Origin of the sequence: Micromonospora hortensis, assembly GCF_022230935.1 — a bacterium.
Taxonomy (GTDB): Bacteria; Actinomycetota; Actinomycetes; order Mycobacteriales; family Micromonosporaceae; genus Micromonospora; species Micromonospora hortensis.
Map to the genome: position 1 here is coordinate 134,548 of NZ_JAKKFE010000010.1, position 11,922 is coordinate 146,469.

13 protein-coding genes and 1 tRNA gene are annotated in these 11,922 nt (G+C 72.1%); 4 read left to right on the forward strand and 10 right to left on the reverse strand.

Annotation, left to right across the window (positions count from 1 at the left end):
- Position 1: 1 nt before the first annotated feature.
- The 6 genes from NIE111_RS06465 to NIE111_RS06490 all read right to left on the reverse strand — a co-directional run bounded on the left by NIE111_RS06465 (position 2) and on the right by NIE111_RS06490 (position 6,100).
- Positions 2 to 1,462 (reverse strand): magnesium chelatase ATPase subunit I, encoded by a 1,461-nt coding sequence (locus NIE111_RS06465; protein WP_238683503.1) that lies wholly within the window; start codon positions 1,460 to 1,462, stop codon positions 2 to 4.
- Positions 1,463 to 1,516: 54 nt separating this feature from the next.
- Entirely contained in the window at positions 1,517 to 2,593 is a 1,077-nt protein-coding gene (locus NIE111_RS06470; protein WP_238683504.1) for a hypothetical protein, read from the reverse strand.
- Between the two features lie 76 nt (positions 2,594 to 2,669).
- Entirely contained in the window at positions 2,670 to 3,320 is a 651-nt protein-coding gene (locus NIE111_RS06475; protein ID WP_238683505.1) for a response regulator transcription factor, read from the reverse strand.
- The gene (locus tag NIE111_RS06480) at positions 3,317 to 4,561 is read right to left on the reverse strand and encodes a sensor histidine kinase (RefSeq protein ID WP_238683506.1); all 1,245 of its coding nucleotides are present in this window, start codon (positions 4,559 to 4,561) and stop codon (positions 3,317 to 3,319) included. Before NIE111_RS06480 ends, NIE111_RS06475 begins: the two co-directional genes overlap by 4 nt.
- A gap of 55 nt (positions 4,562 to 4,616) precedes the next feature.
- Positions 4,617 to 5,123: a hemerythrin domain-containing protein gene (locus NIE111_RS06485; protein ID WP_238683507.1), complete on the reverse strand. Its 507-nt coding sequence runs from the start codon at positions 5,121 to 5,123 to the stop codon at positions 4,617 to 4,619.
- Positions 5,120 to 6,100 carry an aldo/keto reductase gene (locus NIE111_RS06490; protein WP_238683508.1) on the reverse strand — a complete coding sequence of 327 codons (981 nt, stop codon included), beginning with the start codon at positions 6,098 to 6,100 and terminating at the stop codon, positions 5,120 to 5,122. Before NIE111_RS06490 ends, NIE111_RS06485 begins: the two co-directional genes overlap by 4 nt.
- A 70-nt stretch (positions 6,101 to 6,170) precedes the next feature.
- On the opposite strand from NIE111_RS06490, the gene mgrA reads away from it, so the two are divergent.
- Complete coding sequence (gene mgrA, locus NIE111_RS06495; RefSeq protein WP_238683509.1) at positions 6,171 to 7,166, forward strand: L-glyceraldehyde 3-phosphate reductase; 996 nt, start codon at positions 6,171 to 6,173, stop codon at positions 7,164 to 7,166.
- A 27-nt stretch (positions 7,167 to 7,193) separates the two neighbouring features.
- On the opposite strand, the gene NIE111_RS06500 is transcribed toward mgrA, so the two are convergent.
- Positions 7,194 to 8,132, reverse strand: coding sequence for a lytic polysaccharide monooxygenase (locus tag NIE111_RS06500; RefSeq protein ID WP_238683510.1), 939 nt, complete (start codon positions 8,130 to 8,132; stop codon positions 7,194 to 7,196).
- 124 nt (positions 8,133 to 8,256) lie between these two features.
- Between NIE111_RS06500 and NIE111_RS06505 the strand changes: the two genes are divergently transcribed.
- The gene (locus NIE111_RS06505; RefSeq protein ID WP_030490864.1) at positions 8,257 to 8,379 is read left to right on the forward strand and encodes a 50S ribosomal protein L36; all 123 of its coding nucleotides are present in this window, start codon (positions 8,257 to 8,259) and stop codon (positions 8,377 to 8,379) included.
- Positions 8,380 to 8,509: 130 nt separating this feature from the next.
- Positions 8,510 to 8,770: a YciI family protein gene (locus tag NIE111_RS06510; RefSeq protein WP_238683511.1), complete on the forward strand. Its 261-nt coding sequence runs from the start codon at positions 8,510 to 8,512 to the stop codon at positions 8,768 to 8,770.
- 50 nt (positions 8,771 to 8,820) lie between these two features.
- On the opposite strand, the gene NIE111_RS06515 is transcribed toward NIE111_RS06510, so the two are convergent.
- The 3 genes from NIE111_RS06515 to NIE111_RS06525 form a co-directional block, all read right to left on the reverse strand.
- On the reverse strand, positions 8,821 to 9,183 hold the full coding sequence (locus NIE111_RS06515) for an SdpI family protein (RefSeq protein WP_238683512.1): 363 nt from the start codon (positions 9,181 to 9,183) through the stop codon (positions 8,821 to 8,823).
- A gap of 65 nt (positions 9,184 to 9,248) precedes the next feature.
- Positions 9,249 to 9,321, reverse strand: a tRNA-Ala gene (locus tag NIE111_RS06520).
- Positions 9,322 to 9,408: 87 nt separating this feature from the next.
- Complete coding sequence (locus NIE111_RS06525) at positions 9,409 to 9,999, reverse strand: YqgE/AlgH family protein (protein WP_112582369.1); 591 nt, start codon at positions 9,997 to 9,999, stop codon at positions 9,409 to 9,411.
- Positions 10,000 to 10,321: 322 nt separating this feature from the next.
- Between NIE111_RS06525 and mdlC the strand changes: the two genes are divergently transcribed.
- Positions 10,322 to 11,917, forward strand: a complete 1,596-nt coding sequence (gene mdlC, locus NIE111_RS06530) for a benzoylformate decarboxylase (protein WP_238683513.1) — start codon at positions 10,322 to 10,324, stop codon at positions 11,915 to 11,917.
- Positions 11,918 to 11,922: the final 5 nt, after the last annotated feature.

Here is an 11,922-nt window from a genome sequence, read left to right on the forward strand (position 1 = left end):
GTCAGCCCCGGCCGCCGTAGACGGTGCGCCCCGTGTCGGTGACGTCCTTGCCGAGCCGGCGGGTCAGGTGCAGCCCCTCCAACACGAACTCGACGGCGGCAGCAGCCTCCTCGGAGGTGGGTGCGTCGCCCAGGTCGAGCCGGTCCAGAACCTTCGCCAACCCGGGTACGGTGCCGACCTGGCGCAGCAGCTCGGCGGCGCTGACCAACTCGCCGGTCTCGATCGCGGCGCCGTCCTCGACCAGTGCGGTGAACCCGGACAGGTCCAGCCCGGCCAGGTGGGCCCGGAACGTCTCGGCCGTCGCGGTACGGAGCAGGTGCGCGAGGATCTCGATCTCCCGGCCCTCCTCGCCGCTCTCGAACTCGACCTTGCCACGCAACGTGCTGGTCACCGACACCGCGTCACCGACGCGGGCGACGGCGGCCTCGGGGCGTCCGTCCGGGGTGTCGGAGGCGGCGAGCAGACCGGCACGGCGCAGCGCGGCACCGGCGACCGTCTCGGCGGCGGCGATGGCGAATCGGGCGGAGACACCGGAGCGCGGGTCCACCGACGGCGACTCCCGCACGGCGCGGGCGAAACGCGCCAGCACCTCCAGCACGTGCTCCGGCACCTCGGCGACCAGGTCGGCCTCCTGGCGGATCAGCGCCAGCTCCAACTCCAGGTCGACCGGGTAGTGGGTGCGGATCTCCGCGCCGAACCGGTCCTTGAGCGGTGTGATGATCCGGCCCCGGTTGGTGTAGTCCTCCGGGTTGGCGCTGGCCACCAGGAGCAGGTCCAGTGGCAGACGCAGCTGGTAGCCGCGAACCTGGATGTCCCGCTCCTCCAGCACGTTGAGCAGCGCCACCTGGATGCGCTCGGCCAGGTCGGGTAGCTCGTTGACGGCGAAGATGCCTCGGTTGGTGCGCGGCACCAACCCGAAGTGGATGGTCTCCGGGTCGCCGAGAGTACGGCCCTGGGCGATGCGGATCGGGTCGACGTCACCGATCAGGTCGCCGACGCTGGTGTCCGGGGTGGCCAACTTCTCGCCGTACCGCATCGAGCGGTGCAGCCAACCGATCGGCAGGTCGTCACCGGCCTCGGCCACCTGGGCGCGGGACGCCGGGGTGAGCGGGTGCATCGGGTGCTCGTTGAGCACCGAGCCGGGCAGAACGGGGGTCCACTCGTCGAGCAACGCGCCCAGCGAGCGGATCAGCCGGGTCTTGCCCTGGCCGCGCTCACCGAGCAGCACCATGTCGTGCCCGGCGAGCAGTGCCCGCTCGACCTCGGGCAGCACGCTGTCGTCGTAGCCGACGATGCCGGGGAAACGGGTCTCGCCGGAGCGCATCCGGGCGAGGAGGTTGTCGCGGAGTTCCTGCTTGACGGTGCGGTACTGGTGACCGGCCGCCCGTAGCGCGCCGAGCGTGCCGGGCAGGTCGGCCGGTGGAACCGGGATTACCGGGGTAGGCGCAGTCACCCAACCCACGCTAGCTCACATCCGCAGGGGTGCCCCGGCATCAGGGAGCACCCCCACTCCCGCTCAACCCCGACCGCAGCGCCGGCAGGCTCCACGGCGGCGCAGGTGGTATGCGTACGTGGCCGCGCCGAGCGCCACGCCCCAGACCGGCCAGAGCAGCATCGGCGCCCCGGTGATGCTCAACCCGCCGGTGAGTTCCCAGAACTTCGGGTTGCTGAGCAGCCCCAGCGAGGCCGCGGTAACGGAGATAGCGACCACTGTGGCGGGCACCACAGCCAGCTTCACCGGCACCCGGCGGCCGGCGAGCCCGAGCATCCAGCGTGGGAACCGCTCGCCCCAGCCCTGGACCAGGCCGAGGGTGAGGACCGCGCCGACGGTGGCGAACGCGGCCAACCCGAACCCGGCCCAGACCAGCCCGGTGTCCTGCATCTCGGTCAGGAACTCGCGGGAGATGCCGAGCGGGATGCCGGCCGCCCAGGCGAACCGGGTCAGCGCGTACGTGAACGGGATGACGGCGGCGATGCCGGCGGCCCACCGGCCCCAGCGGGTGGCGGCGGCCGGGGTGGTCCACCCTCGGTCGGTGTGGTTGCGGCCGCAGCCCACGCAAGCCGCGGCGGTGCGCCGCTGCCAGGCGAGCACCGCACCGGCCAGCAGCAGCCCGCCGGCCAGCGCCGCGAACCGGCCGAACAGCGCCCAGGTGAAGATGTCGGCGTAGTCGACCGGCGGCCACCCGAACGGCGCACCGACGATCAGTATCGGCAGGTAGCCGAGGACGACCAGCACCCGGACGTCCGGCACGACCAGGACGAGCACGAACGCGACAGCCCAGCCGTAGCCGGCGAGCAGCGCCCGCAGCGGGCCGGGTGGGCGCGCCCCCGGACGGCTCATGGCCAGGGCGGCCACGGCGGCGGCGAGCAGTACGCCGGCGAAGAGCGGGGTGGCCACCTCGACCGGCACGAGGCGCAGCAGGCTGACGTCGCCGCCGTGGGGGTCGTTCGGGCCGAACGGGTAGCCGGCGCCGGTGAGCGTGCCGATCAGGGCGAGGACGCCCCACAGGCCGAGCCAACCGGCGGCCAGTGGGGCGAGCCGGTCCGGCCAGCGGGAGCCGGTACGGGACGGGGAGGCAGTGATCGTTGTCATGGTCTCAGCCTCGACGGACAGCCACCGGATTCCCTCCCGGCCGGCGGTGAACCCACTCCCCCGGTGGGGGGACCGATCAGCCCGACGGGGTGACGAAGCCGGACTCGTACGCGGCGATGACGGCCTGCGTGCGGTCGCGGACGCCCAGCTTGGCCAGCACGTTGCCGACGTGCGTCTTGACCGTCTCCACCCCTACCACCAGGTGCGCGGCGATCTCCGGGTTGGACCGGCCGGTGGTCATCAACCGCAGCACCTCGGCCTCCCGTTCGGTGAGCCGGGCGGCGGTCAACCGGTCGCCGCCCGCCGGCCCGTACGCCCCGACCAGTTGGCGGATCGCGGCCGGGAAGAGCAGTGACTCGCCGGCAGCGACCACCCGGACGGCCTCCACCACCTCGGCGGGCCGGGCCCGTTTGAGCAGGAACCCCGAGGCGCCGGCGCGTAGCGCCTCGTAGACGTACTCGTCGTTGGCGAAGGTGGTGACCACCAGCACCCGGGGCGGGTCGGCGGAGGTGGCCAGCAGGTGCCGGGTGGCCTGGATACCGTCGATGCCGGGCATCCGCACGTCCATCAGCACCACGTCGGGCCGGTGCCGGGCGACCAGCGGCGGCACCTCGGCGCCGTCGGCAGCCTCGGCGAGCACGTGCAGGTCGGGTTGGGCGTCGATGATGGCCCGCAGCCCCACCCGGATCAGCTCGTCGTCGTCGACGATCAGCACTCCGGTCGTCATGTCGTCTCCTCGTACGGCAGGCGGGCCCGGATCAGCCACCGGTCGCCGTCGGGGCCCACTGTGAGCCGGCCGCCGAGCAGCAGCACCCGCTCCCGCATGCCGTCCAGGCCTCGACCGCCCCGCGCCCGTTGGGCCCGGTCGGGGCGGCGCACCGCGTTGACCAGTTCCAGCTCCAGCGCGTCGCTGTGCAGGTCCAGGCGTACCGTCACCGGACCGTGGCCGTGCCGGGCCGCGTTGGTCAGTCCTTCCTGGACGATCCGGTAGCCCTCCCGGGAGACCACAGCGGGCAGCCGGGTCGGGTCGCCGGCGCGTTGCGCGTGCACGGTCAGGCCGGCCGCGCGGGCGTCGGTGACCAACCGGTCCAGGTCGGCGAGGGTACGCTGCGGCGCCACAACGGGCCTGTCGCGTCCGTTCTCCCGGAGCAGTCCGAGCACGTGGTCGAGGTCGTCCATGGCGGTCCGTCCGACGTCCTCGATGGCGGTGAGCGCCCGCCGGACGAATTCGGGGTCGGTGTCGAGGACCTCGCGGGCGGCTCCGGCCTGGAGGGTGGCGACTGTCAGCGCGTGACCGACCGAGTCGTGCAGCTCCCGGGCCAGCCGGTTGCGTTCGGCGAGCCGGGCGGCCCGTGCTTCGAGGGCGGCGATCCGCTCCGCCTGAGCCGGGCCGAGCAGCACCGGGGCCATGGATCCGGCGAGCGCGCCGAGCCCGGCGACGGCGTAGCCGAGGCCGACCAGCAGGAGCACCCCGGCCACTGTCAGCCAGCCGCTGTCCTGCCCGTCCAGTGGCCCGAACTGTTCCTTGCTGGTCAGCTCGGTGCCGATGCCGAACTGTTGGGCGATGAACGCCAGCGCCATCGGCAGGGCGCTGAACAGCGCGATCATCACCACGGCGCCGACGATGAGGTGGGTGGCGATCCAGAGCGCGCTGCGCAGCCGGGTCTCCCGGTCGCCGTGGTGCCCCAGCTCCGGCTCGGGCAGGTCGACGCCGAGCAGAGCCCGCACGGCGGCGATCTCCAGTGCCCGGCTCCCGTCCAGGAGCAGCGGCACCACGGCGATCAGCGCCGCGATCAACAGCAGCGCGTACGACAGTGAGCGGGGGATCTCCGAGTCGGCGAGCAGTTGGGCGAAGGTCACCGCGAGCAGCCCGTACGGCAGCGCCAGCACGCCGCCGAGCAGCAGGAACACGCCGCGTCGCCAGGTGGTGCCGGCGACCAGCGGGGCCAGTGCCGCTCGGAGGGTCACCTCGTCATTCTGCGGCCCGGACCGGTCCCGGCGACTCCCCCGCGCCGGGGAGATGTCAGCGGTGGTCGGCGACGTACTGCTGTGGGTCCTTGTCGCGGAACGGGAGGTTGCGGCCGTTCTTGTGTTCGCCGTAGAAGGTGAGCCAGCGTTGGCCCAGTTCGGCGCGGAGTTCGGTGCTGGCGTGCCGGCGGAAGTCGGGCAGCGCCTCGTCTTCCTCTTCGGCGAGGTGTTCGCTGTTCTCCCGGCGGGCGTTGCCGACCGCCTCCCACCACTGGTCCGAGCCGACCGGGTGCAGTTTCGCCTCGGCGATGGCATCGCGGATCTTGTTGTGGTCGCCGATCGCGTCGGCGGTCTCGTCCTCGCCGTCGTCGCCGTGCTTGACCAGGTGCGGGTAGAGGATCGCCTCCTCCGCCTCGGCGTGGATGTCCAGGTGCAGGGCGAGGGCGTCCCAGATGGCGAGCATCTCCTGCTCGTCGCGGGCGTCGTCGAGGCGGGCGAAGCCGCGCCGGAAGGCGGCGTGGTCGTCCAGGATCAGCGCGGTGATGTCGTCCACTGTGCTCACTTTCCGGTTGGTTTGCCGAACCGGGCACGCAGCATCGCCGGCATCGCGGCGAGTCCGGTGATCGGGCGGAAGCGTTTAGCGGCCTCGGCCAGCGCCGTGTACTCGTCGTCGGCGAGGTCGATGTCGGCGGCGGCGGCGTTGCGTTCCATCTGCTCGACCCCGGACGCCCCGGGGATGGCGAGCACGTTCGGGTGGCGCAGCAGGTAGGCCAGCGCGATCTGACTGGGGGTGGAGTCGTGGGCGTCGGCGACCTGGCGCACTGTGTCGATCAGGGCCGCGCCGCGCTCCAGGTTCTCCGGAAGGAAGTACGGGTTGGCGCGCCGGACCGCGCCGGTCGGCGGGTTCTTGGCGTCGTAGCGGCCGGAGAGGAAGCCCTGCGCCAGCGGGCTGTACGCGATGACCACCCGACCGGCCTGCCGCGCGTACGGCAGCAGGTCCTGCTCGGGTGCGCGGTCCAGCATGCTGTAGCGGACCTGGTTGCTGAGCACCCGCCGGCCGAGCGCCGCTTCGGCGACCTGCCAGCGGCGCAGCCCGTAGTTGCTCACACCGACCTCGCCGACCAGCCCGACGTCCTGGAGGGTGCGCATGCCGCGCATCGTGGTGTGGTCGGCGACAAGCGGGTTGGGCTGGTGCACCTGGTAGAGGTCGATGCTGGTGACGCCGAGCCGGGCCGCCGAGGCGACAGCGCGCTGCTGCACCACGGCGGCCACCGGCAGCACCGGCAGGATCTTGCTGGCGACCACCACCTTCGGCCGGTCGTCGCCGAGGGCCGCGCCGAGGATGCGTTCGCTGCGCCCGAAGCCGTAGACCTCCGCGCTGTCGAAGACCGTCACGCCCAGCTCGACGGCCCGCCGGACGATCTGCGCCGCCTGCTGCTCGAAGTCCGGGCCGTACCCCCATTCCCGGGAGCCGAACTGCCAGGTGCCCAACCCGATCTTGGACAGCGGTTTGGGGGTGTCGAGCGCAATGAAACGCATGGCGTCGAAACTACCCCGATGTCCCGGTTTCCACGCCCGATCCGCGCCACGCTGGGCCGGAGCTAGGCTCATGATCGTGACTTACCTCGCTGCGGATGACCGCTACGACACCATGACCTACCGGCGCAGCGGACGCAGTGGCCTGCGACTGCCTGCCGTCTCGCTCGGGCTGTGGCACAACTTCGGTCCGGACCGCCCGTTCGAACGGCAGCGCGACATCGTGCGCCGCGCCTTCGACCTGGGTGTCACCCACTTCGACCTGGCCAACAACTACGGCCCGCCGCCCGGTTCGGCGGAGGAGAACTTCGGCCGGATGCTCGCCACCGACCTGAAGCCGTACCGGGACGAGTTGGTCATCTCCAGCAAGGCCGGGTACCTGATGTGGCCCGGCCCGTACGGCGAATGGGGCTCGCGCAAGAACCTGATCTCGTCGCTGGACCAGTCGCTGGGCCGGATGGGGCTGGACTACGTCGACATCTTCTACTCGCACCGGTTCGACCCGGACACCCCACTGGAGGAGACGATGGGGGCGCTCGACGCCATCGTCCGCTCCGGCAAGGCGCTCTACGTCGGCATCTCGAACTACAACTCGGAGCAGACCGCGCGGGCCGCCGCGATCCTGCGCGAGCTGGGCACGCCGTTGCTGATCAACCAGCCGTCGTACTCGATGCTCAACCGCTGGACCGAGTCCGACGGCCTGCTCGACACGCTGGAGCAGGTGGGTGCGGGCTGCATCGCGTACAGCCCGCTGGCCCAGGGCCTGCTGACCGACCGCTACCTGGGCGGCATCCCGGCCGACTCGCGGGTCCGCACCAGCGTCTTCCTCAACGAGAGCGACCTCAGCGAGGAGAAGATGGCGACCATCCGTGGGCTCGGCGCGGTCGCCGAGCGGCGCGGCCAGTCCCTCGCCCAACTCGCGTTGGCCTGGGCGCTGCGCGACCCGCGGATGACCAGCCTGATCATCGGGGCGAGCAGCGTCGAGCAGTTGGAGACGAACATCGCCGCGCTGGACAACCTCGACTTCACTGCCGACGAGTTGGCCGAGATCGAACGCCACCTGGGCTGAACGCCGCCGGGTCCCGGGCGGGTCCGATCACCAGATCCGGCGCCGCCCGGCCCGGTGGTTGCGCACCTCGCACTGCCGGCCCACCGGTGCGGCGGCGCTGCGACGTCGCCGTCCGGCACCGATCAGCAGCAGCGCCAGGAGCAGCACGGCGGCGGCGCCGGCCAGCACCGGCCACCGGCCGCCGAGGTTGGTCACCGACGCCACCGGCACGCCCGGGTCGGCCGCCGCCGCCACCGCCGTCTCGGTGGCGGCCGGCCCACTCGCCGCGGTACGCGGAGCAGCCGCCGCGCTCTTCGTCGCGCCGGCCTTCGCCGGGGTGGCGGTGGCCGTGGCACCGGTGGCCTTGGCGCCACGGAACACCACGTCCGAGCAGGAGTAGTAGGTGTCCGGCGTGTTGGAGTTCTGCCAGATCGTGTAGATCAGGTGTCGGCCGCTGCGGCCCGCCGGCAACCGGCCCGCCAACTGGTACGCCCCGGCCCGCACCGGCGGGTCGGTCAGCGTCAGAAACGGGCGCGACTCCAGATCCGCCCAGGTCAGCTTCTTGCGGGGGTCGTAGTCGGGCGTGGTGACGTAGAGCCGGAAGGTGCCCCGGTGTTCGATGGTGGTCCGGTACCGGAAGGTGAACGCCGCGCCGGTGGTCAGCGTGGTGCTGGGCCAGTCGGTGCGGGGCAGGTCCAGTCCCCGGTACGCGGACAGTCCGCCGCTGCACAGCTCACCGTTCGGAATCCGTTCCCGATCTCGCCCGTTTACAGTGGAAACACGCACGTTGTCCCATTCGCGGACCGCCGCGCCGGCCCTGACCGCCGCCCGGCAGGCGCTGGTGGCCGCGTACCGACCCTCGGGGCCACAGGCCGCCGCGCGACTGATCGGGTCGGTCGGGGCGCCGTGGGCGGCGGCGGGTGTGGCGGCCAGGGGCACTGTCGCGGCAGCGACCAGCACCGTGGCGAGGAGCCGGCGTACGGGCATGAGGATGACCTCCGCCCACTGGTACGGCCCGGAGACGGCAAAGGTTCGACGCTGACCGGCCGGGAATCCCGCGGGTAGGTGCGGCGTTTCGATACTCGGAACCGCTAGCACCGAGGAGGCAGACATGAAGGTACGTAGCTCGTTGCGTGCGCTGAAGCAGAAGCCGGGTTCGGTGGTGGTCCGCCGTCGCGGCCGGGTGGTCGTGGTGAACCGCGCCAACCCGCAGTGGAAGAGCCGCCAGGGCTGATTCAGCCCATACCGAACATCTAGTCGCCAACGCCCCGACCGGGTCATCCGGTCGGGGCGTTCTGCGTGCCGAGGCGGTTCGGCGGATCGACTAGGGTGATTCGGAAGATCGCCCCGATGAGGAGGAACCGGTGTTCATCTTGGAGCTGTCCTTCGGCGACGAACCCGACCGGCTCGCGGCCCGGCCGGCGCACCGGGAGCGTCTCCAGGCCCTGCACCAGGAAGGCCGGCTGGTCATGGCCGGGCCGTTCGCCGACGACTCCGGAGCACTGCTGATCTTCGACGTCCCGGACGCCGAAGCGTTCGCCGCCGTGGTCGCCGAGGACCCCTACTACCGGACCCCCGGGGTGACGATCGCCAGCCAGCGGGAGTGGTCACCGATCGTTCGGTAGCCGCGGCTTCGACGACGCCCTGGCCGCCACTGTCCGGGTGGCCGGCCGACTCACGACTCGTCGTCCACAGCGTGCGCGGCACGGTTGCCGACATGGCCCAGGTAGAGCAGGTAGGGCACTACCAGCACGGCGAGCACCAGGACCGCCGCGATCACCGGCGGGTCCCCGAATGCGGCGCCGAGGATGACCGGCAGCGGAGACGCGACGGCCAACAGCATCCCGGTCCGATAGAAGGGGCGCTCGACCCGGCGGTGTGCCGCGTACCAGTGCTCGATCGATTTCATGGTCATGGTGGTCCGCACCCCGGGGCTGCGGTACATGTCGACCGACGGCCGCACCGACGCCCTGGCGGTGAACGCGACGAGCCATCCGAGGAATGCGTAGACCACCGAGATGAACGCTCCAGCCAGCACCGGCCACCTCCTGACGCAGCAAAACGCCCTGGTCGGATTATCCCGACCAGGGCGTTTCTCAAGGGTGGAGCCGAGGGGACTCGAACCCCTGACCCCCACACTGCCAGTGTGGTGCGCTACCAGCTGCGCCACGGCCCCTTGCTGTCATCCCGGTCGCCCGGGCACTGGGAAACTATACACAGACGGGCCCGCATGGTCATCTCGCGGGGTCCCCCGCCGAGCGGGTCAGTTGAGCGCCACGTCCGGCGGGAAGTGCGCGACGGCGGCCATCATCCCGCCCTGCCGGCGCAGCACCATCGGCCACAGGTCGTCGGGCCTGTCGACGAAGGCGTCCCCGGGGAGCCCGTCCAGCACGAACCAGGACCCGTCGGCGATCTCCTGCTCCAACTGGCCGCTGCCCCAGCCGGAGTAGCCGGCGAAGACCCGGATGCCGCCGATGCTCTCCCGCAGGCGCTCCGGGTCGACCGAGAGGTCGATGGTGCCGACCGCCCCGGAAACCTGGTGGAAGCCCTTCACCCGGCGCATCGGGTGCCGCATCCGAGCGAGGCAGATGGCCGAGTCGGGCTGCACCGGGCCACCCTCGAAGAGCACCGCCGGGTGGCGGGCCAGGTCGCTCCAGTCACCGAGCACCTCGGCCACCGGCACCTCGGTGGCCCGGTTCAGCACCACGCCGAGCGCGCCGCCCGGCTCGTGGGCGACCAGCAGCACGACCGTACGGTCGAAGTTCGGGTCCTTGAGCGCCGGAGTCGCGACCAGCAGCCGCCCGGTCATCGACTCCATCGCTCGTCCGCCGATCGCCTGGCCCTCTCCCTGCATGCCACACACCCGTCAACCGTGAGCCCGCGCCGGGGGCCGGTCATCGACCGGATCCGCCCGCCGCATCGGGTTCAGCCGCCCTGTCAACGCCATGCCTGGCACCATAGCCTGCGTGCTGGGTGCTGGCTAAGGTCTGACCGGCGGGTGATCGGACAGTTAAGACGAAGGGCCGACGCACCCGACGGCGGAGCTCCCGGTGATCGACCGATCGGGGCCACCGACGGCCGAGAAACGCCCGAAAGGTCCGTCACATCCCGATAGATTCGGCTGATCGGGAGGGCGACCGCGGACGCCCCTGCCCGCGACACGGAGGCGGGTGGCGATGGCAACTGTCCGGGACGCGACGTACGACGTGCTCCGCACCCTCGGTATGACCACTGTCTTCGGCAACCCCGGCTCCACCGAGGAACCGTTCCTGCAGGACTTCCCCGCCGACTTCCACTACGTCCACGCGCTGCACGAGGCGACGGCCGTCGCGATGGCCGACGGCTACGCCCAGGCCAGCGGAGTGCCCGCCCACGTCAACCTGCACACCGCACCGGGCACCGGCAACGGCATGGGCAACCTGGTCACCGCCTGGCACAACAAGACCCCGCTGATCGTCACCGCCGGCCAGCAGACCCGGGAGATGCTGCTCCTGGAACCCCGGCTGGCCAGCCGCCGACCCACCGAGCTTCCGCAGCCCTACGTGAAGTGGGCCTACGAGCCGGCCCGGGCGCAGGACATCCCCGCGGCGATGCTGCGGGCGTACGCGACGGCGGTGCAGCCACCGGCCGGGCCGGTCTTCCTCTCCCTGCCGATGGACGACTGGGCCCAGCCAGCCGACCCGCCCCCCGCGCCGCGAACGGTGGCCACCCGGTTCGCGCCCGACCCCCAGCGGTTGGAGGAGTTCGTCCGGGTGCTGGCCGGCAGCCGCAACCCGGTGCTCGTGTACGGGCCGGGGGTGGACCGCTCAGCGAGCTGGGCGACCGCGATCGCGCTGGCGGAGCGGCTCGCCGCGCCGGTCTGGTCGGCTCCCGCCACCGAGCGGGCGGTGTTCCCCGAGGACCACCCGCACTTCCGCGGCGTGCTGCCGTACGCGATCGGTCCGCTCGCCGAGGCGCTGCGCGGGCACGACACGGTGCTGGTTGTCGGCGCTCCGGTGTTCCGCTACTACCCGTACGTGCCGGGCGGGCACCTGCCCGACGGCGCCCGGCTGCTGCACATCACTGACGACCCCGACGAGGCCGCGCGAGCCCCGGTCGGCGACAGCCTGCTCAGCGACCCGGGGCTGGCCCTGGCCGCGCTGGTCGAAGGGGTGCCGCCGAGCGACAGGCCGGCACCCACCCGACGGGACGCACTGCCACCGCCGGAGGTCGGCACCCCACTGAGCGCCGACGCCCTGTTCGCCGCGCTGGCCGCGCACTGGCCGACCGACGGCGTGCTGATCCAGGAGTCACCATCCAATCTGTCCGCGCTGCGTCGTCAGCTACGGATCACCCGCCCGGCGTCGTACTTCACGATGGCCAGCGGCGGCCTCGGCTACGGCCTGCCGGCGGCGATCGGCATCGCACTGGCCGAGCGGGACACCGGGCGCGGTCGCCCGGTGGTGGCGGTGATCGGCGACGGTTCCTTCCACTACTCGGTGCAGGCGCTCTGGACGGCCGCGCGCCTGGCACTGCCGGTGGTGGTCGTCGTCCCGGTCAACCAGCAGTACGCGATCCTCAAGGCGTTCGCCGAGCTGAAGCACACTCCCGGGGTGCCCGGCCTGGACCTGCCGGGGTTGGACGTCATCGCGATCGCGGCCGGCTACGGCTGTGCCACGCAGGTGGTGGAGACCCCCGATCAGCTCGGCGCGGCGCTCTCCGCCGGGCTACGCGCCGACCGGCCCACCGTGTTGCCGGTGCCGATCAGCACCGACGTGCCCAGCATCCTCTGAGCCGA